Source organism: Bradyrhizobium denitrificans (assembly GCF_013179005.1).
In the GTDB taxonomy this organism is placed as follows: domain Bacteria; phylum Pseudomonadota; class Alphaproteobacteria; order Rhizobiales; family Xanthobacteraceae; genus Bradyrhizobium; species Bradyrhizobium denitrificans.
Genome location: NZ_JABFDP010000005.1, coordinates 31,789 through 46,324 on the forward strand (window position 1 = coordinate 31,789; position 14,536 = coordinate 46,324).

Consider the following 14,536-nt stretch of genomic DNA (forward strand, 5'->3'; position numbering starts at 1 on the left):
CAGCCTGCGGCGTCGTTTTGCTTGACTTGGATATTTACCGCTTATAAAAGGCGCGCACTCAACGACAGGCGGTGAGCTTCGCCAGCGTCGGTACGGATCACCCGGACCGCCCTCAACAGGGCAGAACGGGCACCAACCTCGACGAATGCCGCTCAAACGCTGTCGATCATAGCTAGGCAATGCCAGAACGATTTTAGATCTCTCGAGCGCGTTCTCTTGAGACCAATTTCGGATGCATGACCTCGGTAGGCCGCCGTCAGCGCAAGCTTGATGGTGGTGATCGCGGTCCTCTGTGGCGTCGAGCGCTTTCCGTTCAGCGATGAACGGTTGGCGCGCTTTCGTTTTGCGCGGATTTTCGTCGCGCTGGGCGGACCGGTGAGGCGGGGAGCCTCGAACAGAATTTGCGGAAATCCATCGCGGTTTCCGTGCGAACGTTGAGAAGGGTGAAGGCCAAGATGCCGACGATCAACCAGCTGATCGCAAATCCGCGCGAAGTGCAGAAGTCGCGCAAGAAGGTGCCGGCGCTGCAGCAGTCGCCGCAGAAGCGTGGTGTTTGTACGCGCGTCTACACCACGACTCCGAAGAAGCCGAACTCGGCGCTTCGTAAGGTCGCCAAGGTGCGCCTGACCAACGGCTTCGAGGTGATCGGCTACATCCCGGGTGAGGGCCATAACCTGCAGGAGCACTCGGTGGTTATGATCCGCGGCGGCCGCGTCAAGGACTTGCCGGGCGTGCGCTATCACATCCTGCGCGGTGTGCTGGATACGCAGGGCGTCAAGAACCGTAAGCAGCGCCGCTCGAAGTACGGCGCCAAGCGTCCGAAGTGATCTGAGCGGAGCGAAGATCGTTCCCGGGTCGGGCCCGGGGATATCAAACGAAGGATTTAATCGGAGGTGGTCGGGGTGATCCTCGCCATCACGAGCAAGAAGAGACAACCCAGATGTCGCGTCGTCATTCTGCCGAAAAGCGTGAAGTTCTGCCGGATCCGAAGTTCGGGAACATCATCGTCACCAAGTTCATGAACTCCGTGATGTATGCCGGCAAGAAGTCGGTCGCCGAGAGCATCGTCTATGGCGCCTTCGGCATCATCGAGAGCAAGACCAAGCAGAACCCGCTGACGGTGTTCGAGCAGGCGCTCGACAACGTCATGCCGACCATCGAGGTCCGCTCCCGCCGCGTCGGCGGCGCGACCTACCAGGTGCCGGTCGAGGTTCGCTCGACCCGCCGGCAGGCGCTGGGCATTCGCTGGCTGATCTCGGCGGCGCGCGACCGCAACGAAAAGACGATGACCGAGCGGCTTTCGGCGGAGCTGCTCGACGCCTCGAACAACCGGGGGAACGCCGTGAAGAAGCGCGAAGACGTGCACCGGATGGCTGAAGCCAACCGCGCCTTCTCGCACTACCGCTGGTAACAGCGGCCCGAACGGAAATCAGGGAACAGATCCATGCCCCGCCAACACGCCATCGAAGACTATCGTAACTTCGGCATCATGGCGCATATCGACGCCGGTAAGACCACGACGACCGAGCGCATCCTGTATTACACCGGCAAGAGCCACAAGATCGGCGAAGTGCACGAAGGTGCCGCGACGATGGACTGGATGGAGCAGGAGCAGGAGCGTGGCATCACGATCACCTCCGCTGCCACCACCGCGTTCTGGAACGGCAAGCGCCTGAACATCATCGACACTCCCGGCCACGTCGACTTCACGATCGAAGTCGAGCGGTCGCTGCGCGTGCTCGACGGCGCCGTGTGCGTGCTCGACTCCAACCAGGGCGTCGAGCCGCAGACCGAGACGGTCTGGCGTCAGGGTGACAAGTACAAGGTGCCGCGCATCGTCTTCGCCAACAAGATGGACAAGACCGGTGCCGACTTCTTCAAGTGCTTGGCCGACATCGTCGACCGCCTGGGCGCGAAGCCGGTTGCCATCCAGCTGCCGATCGGCGCGGAGAACAACTTCAAGGGCTGTATCGACCTCGTCACGATGAAGGCGATCGTCTGGAACGACGAGTCGCTCGGCGCGAAGTTCGACCATGTCGAGATCCCGGCTGAGCTCGCCGACCAGGCCAAGGAATATCGCGAGAAGCTGGTGGAAGCCGCCGTCGAGCTCGACGACGACGCCATGTCGGCCTATCTCGAAGGCACCGAGCCGGACGAGGCGACGCTGAAGCGGCTGATCCGCAAGGCCGTGCTGTCCGGCGCGTTCTATCCGGTGCTGTGCGGATCCGCCTTCAAGAACAAGGGCGTGCAGCCCTTGCTCGACGCCGTCGTCGATTATCTGCCGTCACCGCTCGACGTGCCCGCGATCAAGGGTACCGACGACAAGGGCAACGAGGTCGTGCGCAAGGCGGACGACAAGGAGCCGCTGTCGCTGCTCGCGTTCAAGATCATGGACGATCCGTTCGTCGGCACCATCACCTTCTGCCGCATCTATTCGGGCATCCTGACCTCGGGCACCGGCGTCGTGAACTCGACCCGCGAGAAGAAGGAGCGCATCGGACGCATGCTGTTGATGCATGCGAACAACCGCGAGGACATCAAGGAAGCCTATGCGGGCGACATCGTCGCTCTCGCCGGCCTCAAGGAAGCCCGCACCGGTGACACGCTGTGCGATCCGAACAACCAGGTGATCCTGGAAAAGATGGAATTCCCCGAGCCGGTCATCGAGATCGCGATCGAGCCGAAGTCGAAGGCCGACCAGGAGAAGCTGGGCATCGCGCTGGCGAAGCTCGCCGCCGAGGATCCGTCCTTCCGCGTGTCGACCGATCACGAGTCGGGCCAGACCATCCTCAAGGGCATGGGCGAGCTCCATCTCGACATCAAGGTCGACATCCTGAAGCGCACCTACAAGGTCGATGCGAATATCGGCGCGCCGCAGGTGGCGTTCCGTGAGCGCATCACCAAGCCGGCCAATGTGGACTACACTCACAAGAAGCAGACCGGCGGTACCGGCCAGTTCGCGGCCGTGAGCCTCGTGGTCGAGCCGAACGAGCCGGGTGGTGGCTACGTGTTCGAGTCCAAGATCGTCGGCGGTGCGGTTCCGAAGGAATACATCCCCGGCGTCGAGAAGGGCATCGAGAGCGTGCTCGGCGCTGGCGTGGTCGCCGGCTTCCCGGTGGTCGACGTCAAGGTCGCGCTGGTCGACGGCAAGTATCACGACGTCGACTCGTCGGCATTGGCCTTCGAAATCGCTTCCCGCGCGGCCTTCCGCGAGGCGCTGCAGAAGGGCAAGTCGGTTCTGCTCGAGCCGATCATGAAGGTCGAAGTGGTCACGCCGGAAGACTACACCGGCTCGGTCATCGGCGACCTGAACTCGCGTCGTGGCCAGATCCAGGGCCAGGACATGCGCGGCAATGCCAACGTCATCAACGCGATGGTGCCGCTCATGAACATGTTCGGTTACGTGAATAACCTGCGCTCGATGAGCCAGGGCCGCGCAACCTTCACGATGCAGTTCTCGCACTACGCTGAAGCGCCGGCCAACGTGTCGGCCGAAGTCCAGAAGAAGTTTGCCTGATTGTCGTTAGCTCAGCTTAGCGACTGAACGGAGAGTCAAATGGCCAAAGCTAAATTTGAACGTAACAAGCCCCACTGCAACATCGGCACCATCGGTCACGTCGACCATGGCAAGACGTCGCTGACGGCTGCCATCACCAAGATCCTGGCCGAGACCGGCGGTGCGACGTTCACTGCCTACGATCAGATCGACAAGGCGCCGGAAGAGAAGGCTCGCGGCATCACCATCTCGACCGCCCACGTCGAGTACGAGACGCAGAACCGCCACTATGCGCACGTCGACTGCCCCGGCCACGCCGACTACGTGAAGAACATGATCACCGGCGCCGCCCAGATGGACGGTGCGATCCTGGTCGTGTCGGCCGCTGACGGCCCGATGCCGCAGACCCGCGAGCACATCCTGCTCGCCCGCCAGGTCGGCGTTCCGGCGCTGGTCGTGTTCCTCAACAAGTGCGACATGGTCGACGATCCGGAGCTGCTCGAGCTCGTCGAGCTCGAGGTCCGCGAGCTGCTCTCGAAGTACGAATTCCCGGGCGACAAGATCCCGATCATCAAGGGTTCGGCGCTGGCCGCTCTGGAAGATTCCGACAAGAAGCTCGGCCACGACGCCATCCTCGAGCTGATGCGCAATGTCGACGAGTACATTCCGCAGCCGGAGCGTCCGATCGACCAGCCCTTCCTGATGCCGGTCGAAGACGTGTTCTCGATCTCGGGCCGCGGCACCGTGGTGACCGGCCGTGTCGAGCGCGGCGTCATCAAGGTCGGTGAGGAAATCGAGATCGTCGGTATCCGTCCGACCCAGAAGACCACCGTCACCGGCGTCGAAATGTTCCGCAAGCTGCTCGATCAGGGCCAGGCTGGCGACAACATCGGTGCGCTGCTCCGCGGCACCAAGCGCGAGGACGTCGAGCGCGGCCAGGTGCTGTGCAAGCCGGGTTCGGTCAAGCCGCACACCAAGTTCAAGGCTGAGGCTTACATCCTCACCAAGGAAGAGGGCGGCCGTCACACGCCGTTCTTCACCAACTACCGTCCGCAGTTCTACTTCCGCACGACCGACGTGACCGGCGTCGTTCACCTGCCGGAAGGCACCGAGATGGTGATGCCGGGCGACAACATCGCGATGGAAGTGCACCTGATCGTGCCGATCGCGATGGAAGAGAAGCTGCGCTTCGCCATCCGTGAAGGCGGCCGCACCGTCGGCGCTGGCGTCGTCGCCTCGATCATCGAGTAACAAAGCGAATAGGGAATGGCGGGTGGCGAATGGAGATCTCCATTCGCCGTTCGCTACTCGCCACTCACTACTCAAAGAAAGATACGGCAATGAACGGCCAGAATATCCGCATCCGTCTCAAGGCGTTCGACCATCGAATCCTCGATACGTCGACGCGCGAGATCGTCAACACGGCGAAACGGACGGGCGCGCAGGTTCGCGGACCCATTCCGCTGCCGACCCGCATCGAGAAGTTCACCGTGAACCGTTCGCCGCACGTCGACAAGAAGAGCCGCGAGCAGTTCGAGATGCGCACCCACAAGCGCCTGCTCGACATCGTCGATCCGACCCCGCAGACCGTCGATGCTCTCATGAAGCTCGATCTGGCGGCCGGCGTCGACGTCGAGATCAAGCTCTAAGTTTTTGGATTCACGTCCGCCTCATCGCGGACATAGAGAAGAACAGGAAGCACGCCGATGCGCTCCGGAGTGATCGCACAAAAGGTCGGGATGACGCGGGTCTTCACGGAGACCGGCGAACATATCCCCGTGACCGTGCTGAAGCTCGGCAATTGCCAGGTGGTCGGTCACCGCACCACCGAGAAGAACGGCTATGTCGCGCTGCAGCTCGGCAGCGGCAGCCGCAAGACGGTCTACATGCCGAAGGCCGAGCGCGGCCAGTTCGCGGTCGCCAAGGTCGAGCCGAAGCGCAAGGTCGCCGAGTTCCGCGTCAGCGAGGATTCGCTGATCCCGGTCGGCGCCGAGATCCTCGCCGACCATTTCGTCGTCGGCCAGTTCGTCGACGTCACCGGCACCACGGTCGGTAAGGGCTTCGCCGGCGGTATGAAGCGTTGGAACTTCGGCGGTCTGCGCGCCACGCACGGTGTGTCGATCTCGCACCGTTCGATCGGTTCGACCGGTGGCCGTCAGGACCCCGGCAAGACCTGGAAGAACAAGAAGATGCCCGGTCATATGGGCGTCGATCGCGTCACCACGCTGAACCTGCGGGTGGTGCAGACGGATGTCGAGCGCGGCCTGATCCTGGTTGAAGGCGCGGTGCCCGGCTCCAAGGGTGGCTGGATCTCGGTGCGCGACGCCGTGAAGAAGCCGCTGCCGAAGGAAGCGCCGAAGCCCGGCAAGTTCAAGGTCGCGGGTGAGCAGGCTGCCGAAGCGCCGGCCGTGCAGGAGGGCGCATAAATGGAACTGAAAGTCACCACGCTTGAGGGCAAGGACGCTGGCTCTGTCCAGCTGTCCGACGCCATCTTCGGTCTTGAGCCGCGCGTCGACATCATCCAGCGCTGTGTTCAGTGGCAGCTGAACAAGCGTCAGGCCGGCACGCACAAGGCCAAGGGCCGCGCCGAGATCTGGCGCACCGGCAAGAAGATGTACAAGCAGAAGGGTACCGGCGGCGCCCGTCACGGCTCGGCGCGCGTGCCGCAGTTCCGCGGCGGTGGTCGTGCCTTCGGTCCGGTCGTGCGCTCGCATGCGACCGACCTGCCGAAGAAGGTGCGCGCGCTGGCGCTGAAGCATGCGTTGTCGGCCAAGGCCAAGGACGGTGATCTGGTCGTGCTGGAGAACGCCACCCTCGAGGCGGCGAAGACCAAGGCGCTGATCGGCCACTTCTCGGGTCTCGGCCTGACCAACGCGCTGATCATCGACGGCGCCGAGCTGCACAACGGCTTCGCCGCTGCGGCCCGGAACATCCCGAACCTTGACGTGCTGCCGATCCAGGGCATCAACGTCTATGACATTCTCCGCCGCCAGAAGCTCGTTCTGACCAAGGCGGCGATCGATGCGCTGGAGGCGCGCTTCAAATGAAGACCATCGATCCGCGCCACTACGACATCATCCTCGCGCCGGTCGTGACCGAGAAAGCGACTTTCGCCTCCGAGCACAACAAGGTTCTGTTCAAGGTGGCCGCCAAGGCGACCAAGCCGCAGATCAAAGAGGCGATCGAGAAGCTGTTCGACGTCAAGGTCAAGAGCGTGAACACGCTCGTCCGCAAGGGCAAGACCAAGGTGTTCCGCGGCCATTTCGGTTCGCAATCGGACAGCAAGCGGGCGATCGTGACCCTCGAAGAGGGCCACCGGATCGACGTCACCACCGGACTGTAAGGCTCAGCTGCCATGGCATTGAAGACATTCAACCCCACGACGCCGGGCCAGCGCCAGCTGGTCATGGTCGATCGTTCGGCCCTGTACAAGGGCAAGCCGGTCAAGGCGCTGACCGAAGGCAAGCTGTCGAGCGGCGGTCGCAACAACACCGGCCGCATCACGGTTCGCTTCCTCGGCGGCGGTCACAAGCAGTCGTACCGCATGGTCGACTTCAAGCGCGACAAGGTCGACGTTCCCGCGACCGTCGAGCGCCTGGAGTATGATCCGAACCGCACCGCCTTCATCGCCCTGGTCAAGTATCAGGACGGCGAGCTCGCCTACATCCTGGCGCCGCAGCGCCTGGCGGTCGGCGACACCATCGTCGCCGGCAACTATGTCGACGTGAAGCCGGGCAATGTCATGCCGCTCGGCAACATGCCGGTCGGCACGATCGTGCACAATATCGAGGTGAAGATCGGGAAGGGCGGTCAGCTGGCGCGTTCGGCCGGCACCTACGCCCAGATCGTCGGTCGCGACCAGGACTACGTGATCGTCCGCCTGAACTCGGGCGAGCAGCGCCTGGTGCATGGCCGTTGCCGCGGCACCATCGGTGCGGTGTCGAACCCCGACCACATGAACACCTCGATCGGCAAGGCCGGCCGCAAGCGTTGGATGGGCCGTCGCCCGCACAACCGCGGTGTCGCGATGAACCCGATCGACCATCCGCACGGCGGCGGCGAAGGCCGTACCTCGGGCGGTCGTCACCCGGTCACTCCGTGGGGCAAGCCCACCAAGGGCAAGAAGACCCGCACCAACAAGTCGACCGACAAATTCATTCTCTTGAGCCGCCACAAGCGGAAGAAGTAAGGAACGACGGACATGGTTCGTTCAGTCTGGAAAGGCCCGTTCGTCGAGGCGTCGCTGCTCAAGAAGGCAGATGCGGCGCGCGCGTCCGGCCGTCACGACGTCATCAAGATCTGGAGCCGCCGCTCGACCATCCTGCCGCAGTTCGTCGGCCTGACGTTCGGCGTCTACAACGGCCAGAAGCACGTGCCGGTCGCGGTCAACGAGGAAATGGTTGGCCACAAGTTCGGCGAGTTCTCGCCGACCCGCACCTTCCACGGCCATTCGGGCGATAAGAAAGCCAAGAAGGCTTGAGGATTAAGCGATGAGCAAACCAAAGCGCGAACGGAGCCTCCCCGACAACGAGGCCAAGGCTGTGGCCCGGATGCTTCGGGTGAGCCCGCAGAAGCTGAACCTGGTGGCGCAGATGATCCGCGGCCGCAAGGCGTCGGCAGCCCTCGCCGACCTGCAGTTCTCGCGCAAGCGGATTGCGGTCGACGTGAAGAAGTGCCTGGAATCGGCGATCGCCAATGCCGAGAACAACCACGAGCTCGAGGTCGACGATCTCGTCGTCTCGCAGGCTTTCGTCGGCAAGGGAATCGTGATGAAGCGTTTCTCGCCGCGCGGTCGTGGCCGTTCGGGCCGGGTTTTCAAACCGTTTTCGCAGCTGACGATCATTGTTCGTCAGGTCGAGGCGAGCGCTTAAAGAGCGCTAGGAGAATACGATGGGTCAAAAGATCAATCCGATCGGTCTGCGTCTCGGCATCAACCGGACCTGGGATTCGCGCTGGTTCGCCGGCAAGGCCGAATACGGCAAGCTGCTGCATGAAGACGTCAAGATCCGCGAGATCCTGCACAAGGAGCTCAAGCAGGCGGCCGTCGCCCGCATCGTGATCGAGCGTCCGCACAAGAAGTGCCGCGTGACGATCCACTCGGCGCGTCCTGGCGTCGTGATCGGCAAGAAGGGCGCCGACATCGACAAGCTGCGCAAGCGGGTCGCTGACATCACCTCGTCGGACGTCGTCATCAACATCGTCGAGATCCGCAAGCCGGAGCTCGATGCCACGCTGGTCGCCGAATCGATCGCCCAGCAGCTCGAGCGCCGCGTCGCGTTCCGCCGCGCCATGAAGCGCGCTGTGCAGTCGGCGATGCGTCTGGGCGCCGAGGGCATCCGCATCAACTGCTCGGGTCGTCTGGGCGGCGCGGAAATCGCCCGCATGGAATGGTACCGCGAGGGCCGGGTGCCGCTGCACACGCTGCGCGCCGACATCGACTACGGTGTGGCCACTGCGTTCACCACCTTCGGCACTTGCGGCGTGAAGGTCTGGATCTTCAAGGGCGAGATCCTCGAGCACGATCCGATGGCACAGGACAAGCGGATGAACGAAGGCGGCGGCGAGAGCTCGCAGCCGCGCTCGCGCCGCGACGCGGCCTGATCGATCAGCCGCGACAAGACAGGTTTGAGGGCTCAAAGCCATGATGCAACCAAAGAAGACCAAGTTCCGAAAGGCGCATAAGGGCCGTATCCACGGCGTTGCGTCCTCGGGCGCGACGCTGGCCTTCGGCCAGTTCGGGCTGAAGGCGATGGAGCCGGATCGCGTCACCGCACGCCAGATCGAGGCTGCCCGTCGTGCCCTGACCCGTCACATGAAGCGCGCCGGCCGCGTCTGGATCCGCGTGTTCCCAGACCTTCCGGTGTCGAAGAAGCCGGCCGAAGTCCGCATGGGCTCCGGCAAGGGCTCGCCGGAATTGTGGGTGGCCCGCGTCAAGCCGGGCCGGGTGATGTTCGAGATCGACGGCGTGAGCAACCAGATCGCGCGCGAGGCGCTGCTGCTGGCGGCCGCCAAGCTGCCGATCAAGACGCGCTTCGTCGAACGCATTGCGGAGTAATGGTCATGGCCGAGATGAAGATTGCCGACATTCGCGCGATGAGCCCGGACCAGATGGACGATGCGATCGTCAATCTGAAGAAGGAGCGCTTCAACCTGCGCTTCCAGCGCGCCACCGGGCAGCTGGAGAACACCGCTCGCCTGCGTGAGGCGCGCCGCGACATCGCCCGTATCAAGACCATCGCCGCGCAGCAGCGCGCCAAGACGAAGTAAGAGGCTCGACATGCCGAAACGGACCCTCCAGGGCGTTGTCGTCAGCGACAAGCAGGCCAAGACCGTGGTCGTGCGCGTCGACCGGCGCTTCACCCACCCGATCTACAAGAAGACCATCCGCCGCTCGAAGAACTACCACGCCCACGACGAGAGCAACGAGTTCAAGCCGGGCGACATGGTGTGGATCGAGGAGAGCAAGCCGATCTCGAAGCTGAAGCGCTGGACCGTGGTCCGGGGCGAGCACAAGAAAACCGCCTGAGGCGCGGAACGCGGCCCTCCCAAGGGGCCGGTTTCGCTTTCGGGACCAAACAAGGCGCAGCTTTCCTGCGCAGCAGATGAAGAGGACGAGGTGCATCAATGATTCAGATGCAGACCAACCTCGACGTGGCCGATAATTCCGGCGCACGCCGTGTCATGTGTATCAAGGTGCTGGGCGGCTCGAAGCGCCGCTATGCCACCGTTGGCGACATCATCGTGGTGTCGATCAAGGAAGCCATTCCGCGTGGCAAGGTGAAGAAGGGCGACGTCATGAAGGCCGTCGTGGTGCGCGTCCGCAAGGACATCCGCCGCGCCGACGGCTCGGTGATCCGCTTCGACCGCAACGCGGCCGTTCTGATCAACAACCAGTCGGAGCCGGTCGGCACCCGTATCTTCGGGCCGGTGCCGCGCGAGCTGCGCGCCAAGAACCACATGAAGATCATTTCGCTGGCCCCGGAGGTGCTGTGATGGCTGCCAAGATCCGCAAGGGCGACAAGGTGATCGTCCTGACCGGTCGCGACAAGGGTCGCACCGGCGAGGTGTTCGAAGTGCGTCCCGATGCCGGGACCGCGCTGGTGCGCGGCATCAACCTGGTCAAGCGTCACCAGAAGCAGACGCAGAACCAGGAGGGCGGCATCATCACCAAGGAAGCGCCGATCCACCTGTCCAACGTCGCTTATGTCGGCAAGGACGGCAAGCCGACGCGCATCGGATTCAAAGTTCAGGCGGACGGCAAGAAGGTCCGCGTTGCCAAGAGCTCGGGAGTTGAGATCGATGGCTGAGACCGCTTACACCCCGCGCCTCCGCACGGAATATGATCGCAAGATCAAGAGCGCGCTGACCGAGAAGTTCGGCTATGCCAACGTCATGCAGGTGCCGCGGCTCGACAAGGTCGTGCTGAACATGGGCATCGGCGAGGCCGTCAACGACCGCAAGAAGGCGGAGACGGCGGCGGCCGATCTGTCGCTGATTGCCGGCCAGAAGGCGGTCGTGACCTATTCGCGCGTCGCCATCGCGACCTTCAAGCTGCGTGAGAACCAGCCGATCGGCTGCAAGGTCACGCTGCGCAAGGCCAAGATGTACGAGTTCATCGACCGCCTGATCAACGTCGCGCTGCCGCGCGTCCGCGACTTCCGCGGCCTGAACCCGAAGAGCTTCGACGGCCGCGGCAACTACTCGCTCGGCATCAAGGAGCACATCATTTTCCCCGAGATCGACTTCGACAAGGCCGGGGAGAGCTGGGGCATGGACATCACGGTGTGCACCACCGCGGCGACCGATGACGAGGCCCGTGCCCTTCTGACCGCATTCAATTTCCCGTTCCGGCAGTGAGCAGCTGACCAGCTTCTCAAACGCGGATACCCAGGAGCCAAGCATGGCAAAGAAGAGTTCAGTCGAGAAGAACAACCGGCGCAAGCGGATGGCGAAGAACGCCGCCCCGAAGCGCGCCCGGTTGAAGGCGATCATCGCCGACAAGACCAAGCCGATGGAGGAGCGCTTTGCCGCGACCCTGAAGCTGGCCGAAATGCCGCGCAACTCGTCGGCGACCCGCATCCGCAACCGGTGCGAGCTGACGGGCCGTCCGCGGTCGAACTACCGCAAGAACAAGCTGAGCCGCATCGCGCTGCGCGAGCTCGGATCCAAGGGCCTGGTTCCGGGCCTCGTGAAGTCGAGCTGGTAAGGAGGGTCGAACATGTCAACGCACGATCCCATCAGCGATCTGATCACCCGCATCCGCAACGCGCAGATGCGCTCGAAGTCGAAGGTCACGACCCCCGGCTCGAAGATGCGCGCCAGCGTGCTCGAGGTGCTGAAGTCGGAAGGCTACATCCGTGGCTATGCCACGCTGGAGCATCCGTCCGGCCGCAGCGAGATCGAGATCGAGCTGAAATATTTCGACGGCGAGCCCGTGATCCGCGAGATCGAGCGCGTCTCCAAGCCCGGCCGGCGCGTCTACACCTCGGTGAAGAACCTGCCGCGCGTGAACAACGGGCTCGGAATTTCTGTTTTGTCGACGCCGAAGGGAATCATGGCCGACCATAGCGCGCGTGACGCGAATGTCGGCGGTGAAGTTCTCTTCACGGTGTTCTAAGAAGGATTGAGCCATGTCACGTATTGGCAAGAAGCCTGTGACGGTGCCGTCCGGTGTGACCGCAACCGTCGACGGCCAGACCGTCAAGATGAAGGGGCCGAAGGGGCAGCTTCAGTTTATCGTCCATGACGACGTGGACGTGAAGTTCGAGAACGGCCAGGTCAGGGTTGCCCCGCGCAGCGAGACCAAGCGCGCCCGGTCGCTGTACGGCACCGCGCGCGCCCAGATCGCGAATCTGGTTGAAGGCGTCACCAAGGGCTTCGAGAAGAAGCTCGAGATCACCGGCGTCGGCTACCGCGCCGCGATGCAGGGCAAGAACCTGCAGCTCGCGCTCGGCTACAGCCACGACGTCGTCTACCAGATCCCGGAAGGCATCACGATCGCCGTGCCGAAGCCGACCGAGATCACCGTCACGGGCATCGACCCGCAGCGCGTCGGCCAGGTGGCCGCCGAGATCCGCGCCTACCGGCCGCCGGAGCCCTATAAGGGCAAGGGTGTGAAGTACGCGGGTGAATTCATCTTCCGCAAGGAAGGCAAGAAGAAGTAACGGAGCCGGACATGTCGAGAGCCAAGGTTACGAATGCCCGGCGCAAGCAGCGCGTGAGGCTGTCGCTGCGCCGCTCCGCCGGCGGCCGTCCGCGTCTGTCGGTGTTCCGCTCGTCGAAGCACATCTACGCTCAGGTCATCGACGATCAGAAGGGCGAGACGCTCGCCTCTGCATCGTCGATGGAGAAGGAGATGCGCTCGTCCGGCAACACCGGCGCCGATATCGATGCGGCCAAGGCGGTGGGCAAGCTGCTCGCCGAGCGCGCGGTGAAGGCGGGGATCAAGGAAGTCGTGTTCGATCGCGGCGGCTATCTCTATCACGGTCGCGTCAAGGCTCTGGCCGACGCGGCGCGCGAGAGCGGGCTGAGCTTCTAACATCATTGGATTTGGGCGTCAGAGCCCCTCAGAAGATTGGATAGCACCATGGCAGGTGAACGGGAACGAGGCGGTCGCGATCGCAAGGAGCGTGAGGAGCGCGACAGCGAGTTCGTCGACAAGCTCGTCCACATCAACCGAGTCGCGAAGGTCGTGAAGGGCGGTAAGCGCTTCGGCTTTGCGGCGCTCGTCGTGATCGGCGATCAGAAGGGCCGGGTCGGCTTCGGCCACGGCAAGGCGCGCGAGGTTCCGGAGGCGATCCGCAAGGCGACCGACTCCGCCAAGCGTAACCTGACCCGCGTCGCGCTGCGCGAGGGCCGGACCCTGCACCACGACATTTTCGGTCGTCACGGTGCGGGCCGCGTCTATCTGCGTGCAGCGCCAGCCGGTACCGGCATCATCGCCGGCGGCCCGATGCGTGCCGTGTTCGAGACGCTGGGCATCCAGGACGTGGTGGCGAAGTCGATCGGGTCGTCCAACCCGTACAACATGGTGCGCGCGACCTTCAACGCGCTGAAGCACCAGGACAGCCCGCGCTCGGTCGCCGCGCGCCGCAACATCAAGGTGTCGACCCTGCAGGCCCGCCGCGTCGGTGGCGATGCCGAAGCAGCTGCCGACTAACGAACGCGCGCCGCCTCTGGCTGGCGCATCTCGGAGTGAGGACAATGGCTGACGCCAAGACGATCAAGATCGAGCAGATCGGCAGCCCGATCCGCCGGCATCACTCGCAGCGCGAGACGCTGATCGGGTTGAAGCTCAACAAGATCGGCCGCGTGACCGAACTGCCTGATACGCCGGCGGTCCGCGGCATGATCACCAAGGTTCATCATCTCGTCCGCATCGTCGACGAGAAGTAAGGAGAAGGGCGATGAAGCTCAGCGATATCGCCGACAATGCCGGTGCGCGCAAGAAGCGCATGCGCGTCGGCCGTGGCATCGGCTCCGGCAAGGGCAAGACCTCCGGCCGTGGCGGCAAGGGCCAGACCGCACGTTCCGGCGTGCGCATCAAGGGCTTCGAGGGCGGCCAGATGCCGATGCATCGCCGTCTGCCGAAGCGCGGCTTCAACAACATCTTCGCGCTCGATTTCGTCGAGATCAATCTCGACCGGATCCAGCAGGCGATCGATGCCAAGAAGCTGGATGCCGGCAGCGTGATCAACGCCGAGGCGCTGGTGAAGTCGGGCGCGCTGCGTCGCGCCAAGGACGGCGTGCGTCTGCTCGGCCGCGGCGAGATCACCGCGAAGGTCAACATTGAGGTGCATGGCGCTTCGAAGTCGGCGATTGCGGCGGTCGAGAAGGCCGGCGGCACCGTCAAGCTCCTGGCGCCAGCCAAGGACGAAGGCGAAGCGGCGTAACTTCTGCGTCATCGCCCCGCCGCAGGCGTCAGCTTGGCGGGGGAGGGCGATGGACAGAATGCGTCGGCGCACCAGATAATATCCGAACGTCTGCCCAAGCCCCGCGAGCCCTCGCGGGGCTGATGTGGTCAAAAGGGCGGCGGGAGAA

25 protein-coding genes are annotated in these 14,536 nt (G+C 63.7%); all 25 read left to right on the plus strand.

Going from position 1 to position 14,536, the window contains the following annotated elements:
- Window positions 1–455 precede the first annotated feature (455 nt).
- The 25 genes from rpsL (at window position 456) to rplO (ending at window position 14,388) form a co-directional block, all read left to right on the plus strand.
- Window positions 456–827, plus strand: a complete 372-nt coding sequence (gene rpsL, locus HL671_RS06200) for a 30S ribosomal protein S12 (protein WP_006611834.1) — start codon at window positions 456–458, stop codon at window positions 825–827.
- 113 nt (window positions 828–940) lie between these two features.
- Complete coding sequence (gene rpsG, locus HL671_RS06205) at window positions 941–1,411, plus strand: 30S ribosomal protein S7 (protein WP_012045047.1); 471 nt, start codon at window positions 941–943, stop codon at window positions 1,409–1,411.
- 33 nt (window positions 1,412–1,444) lie between these two features.
- Entirely contained in the window at window positions 1,445–3,517 is a 2,073-nt protein-coding gene (gene fusA, locus HL671_RS06210) for an elongation factor G (protein WP_012045046.1), read from the plus strand.
- A gap of 39 nt (window positions 3,518–3,556) precedes the next feature.
- The gene (gene tuf / locus HL671_RS06215) at window positions 3,557–4,747 is read left to right on the plus strand and encodes an elongation factor Tu (RefSeq protein ID WP_008963462.1); all 1,191 of its coding nucleotides are present in this window, start codon (window positions 3,557–3,559) and stop codon (window positions 4,745–4,747) included.
- 89 nt (window positions 4,748–4,836) lie between these two features.
- Window positions 4,837–5,145 carry a 30S ribosomal protein S10 gene (rpsJ, locus tag HL671_RS06220; RefSeq protein WP_002712302.1) on the plus strand — a complete coding sequence of 103 codons (309 nt, stop codon included), beginning with the start codon at window positions 4,837–4,839 and terminating at the stop codon, window positions 5,143–5,145.
- A gap of 57 nt (window positions 5,146–5,202) precedes the next feature.
- Window positions 5,203–5,922: a 50S ribosomal protein L3 gene (gene rplC, locus HL671_RS06225; protein ID WP_012045045.1), complete on the plus strand. Its 720-nt coding sequence runs from the start codon at window positions 5,203–5,205 to the stop codon at window positions 5,920–5,922.
- A complete protein-coding gene (gene rplD / locus HL671_RS06230; protein ID WP_012045044.1) occupies window positions 5,923–6,543 on the plus strand; it encodes a 50S ribosomal protein L4 in 621 nt (206 codons plus the stop codon).
- Window positions 6,540–6,839, plus strand: coding sequence for a 50S ribosomal protein L23 (locus HL671_RS06235; protein WP_012045043.1), 300 nt, complete (start codon window positions 6,540–6,542; stop codon window positions 6,837–6,839). Before rplD ends, HL671_RS06235 begins: the two co-directional genes overlap by 4 nt.
- Window positions 6,840–6,851: 12 nt before the next feature.
- Complete coding sequence (gene rplB, locus HL671_RS06240) at window positions 6,852–7,685, plus strand: 50S ribosomal protein L2 (RefSeq protein WP_012045042.1); 834 nt, start codon at window positions 6,852–6,854, stop codon at window positions 7,683–7,685.
- A 12-nt stretch (window positions 7,686–7,697) separates the two neighbouring features.
- Entirely contained in the window at window positions 7,698–7,976 is a 279-nt protein-coding gene (gene rpsS / locus HL671_RS06245) for a 30S ribosomal protein S19 (RefSeq protein ID WP_008963465.1), read from the plus strand.
- A 10-nt stretch (window positions 7,977–7,986) separates the two neighbouring features.
- Window positions 7,987–8,367: a 50S ribosomal protein L22 gene (gene rplV, locus HL671_RS06250; protein ID WP_006611843.1), complete on the plus strand. Its 381-nt coding sequence runs from the start codon at window positions 7,987–7,989 to the stop codon at window positions 8,365–8,367.
- 19 nt (window positions 8,368–8,386) lie between these two features.
- Window positions 8,387–9,097, plus strand: a complete 711-nt coding sequence (rpsC, locus tag HL671_RS06255) for a 30S ribosomal protein S3 (protein WP_012045041.1) — start codon at window positions 8,387–8,389, stop codon at window positions 9,095–9,097.
- Window positions 9,098–9,137: 40 nt separating this feature from the next.
- Complete coding sequence (gene rplP, locus HL671_RS06260; RefSeq protein ID WP_008963467.1) at window positions 9,138–9,551, plus strand: 50S ribosomal protein L16; 414 nt, start codon at window positions 9,138–9,140, stop codon at window positions 9,549–9,551.
- Window positions 9,552–9,556: 5 nt separating this feature from the next.
- Window positions 9,557–9,763 carry a 50S ribosomal protein L29 gene (gene rpmC, locus HL671_RS06265; RefSeq protein WP_006611846.1) on the plus strand — a complete coding sequence of 69 codons (207 nt, stop codon included), beginning with the start codon at window positions 9,557–9,559 and terminating at the stop codon, window positions 9,761–9,763.
- A 10-nt stretch (window positions 9,764–9,773) separates the two neighbouring features.
- The gene (rpsQ, locus tag HL671_RS06270; protein ID WP_006611847.1) at window positions 9,774–10,022 is read left to right on the plus strand and encodes a 30S ribosomal protein S17; all 249 of its coding nucleotides are present in this window, start codon (window positions 9,774–9,776) and stop codon (window positions 10,020–10,022) included.
- A gap of 98 nt (window positions 10,023–10,120) precedes the next feature.
- Window positions 10,121–10,489, plus strand: coding sequence for a 50S ribosomal protein L14 (rplN, locus tag HL671_RS06275; protein WP_006611848.1), 369 nt, complete (start codon window positions 10,121–10,123; stop codon window positions 10,487–10,489).
- Complete coding sequence (gene rplX, locus HL671_RS06280) at window positions 10,489–10,803, plus strand: 50S ribosomal protein L24 (protein ID WP_012045040.1); 315 nt, start codon at window positions 10,489–10,491, stop codon at window positions 10,801–10,803. Before rplN ends, rplX begins: the two co-directional genes overlap by 1 nt.
- Window positions 10,796–11,353 carry a 50S ribosomal protein L5 gene (rplE, locus tag HL671_RS06285; RefSeq protein ID WP_012045039.1) on the plus strand — a complete coding sequence of 186 codons (558 nt, stop codon included), beginning with the start codon at window positions 10,796–10,798 and terminating at the stop codon, window positions 11,351–11,353. Before rplX ends, rplE begins: the two co-directional genes overlap by 8 nt.
- Before the next feature lie 43 nt (window positions 11,354–11,396).
- The gene (rpsN, locus tag HL671_RS06290) at window positions 11,397–11,702 is read left to right on the plus strand and encodes a 30S ribosomal protein S14 (protein ID WP_012045038.1); all 306 of its coding nucleotides are present in this window, start codon (window positions 11,397–11,399) and stop codon (window positions 11,700–11,702) included.
- A gap of 12 nt (window positions 11,703–11,714) precedes the next feature.
- The gene (gene rpsH / locus HL671_RS06295) at window positions 11,715–12,113 is read left to right on the plus strand and encodes a 30S ribosomal protein S8 (RefSeq protein WP_012045037.1); all 399 of its coding nucleotides are present in this window, start codon (window positions 11,715–11,717) and stop codon (window positions 12,111–12,113) included.
- 13 nt (window positions 12,114–12,126) lie between these two features.
- Entirely contained in the window at window positions 12,127–12,660 is a 534-nt protein-coding gene (gene rplF, locus HL671_RS06300; protein ID WP_012045036.1) for a 50S ribosomal protein L6, read from the plus strand.
- An 11-nt stretch (window positions 12,661–12,671) separates the two neighbouring features.
- On the plus strand, window positions 12,672–13,034 hold the full coding sequence (rplR, locus tag HL671_RS06305; protein WP_012045035.1) for a 50S ribosomal protein L18: 363 nt from the start codon (window positions 12,672–12,674) through the stop codon (window positions 13,032–13,034).
- Between the two features lie 48 nt (window positions 13,035–13,082).
- Window positions 13,083–13,655: a 30S ribosomal protein S5 gene (gene rpsE / locus HL671_RS06310; RefSeq protein WP_006611855.1), complete on the plus strand. Its 573-nt coding sequence runs from the start codon at window positions 13,083–13,085 to the stop codon at window positions 13,653–13,655.
- Between the two features lie 44 nt (window positions 13,656–13,699).
- Entirely contained in the window at window positions 13,700–13,891 is a 192-nt protein-coding gene (rpmD, locus tag HL671_RS06315) for a 50S ribosomal protein L30 (protein WP_012045034.1), read from the plus strand.
- Between the two features lie 11 nt (window positions 13,892–13,902).
- Window positions 13,903–14,388: a 50S ribosomal protein L15 gene (rplO, locus tag HL671_RS06320; RefSeq protein ID WP_012045033.1), complete on the plus strand. Its 486-nt coding sequence runs from the start codon at window positions 13,903–13,905 to the stop codon at window positions 14,386–14,388.
- Window positions 14,389–14,536 lie beyond the last annotated feature (148 nt).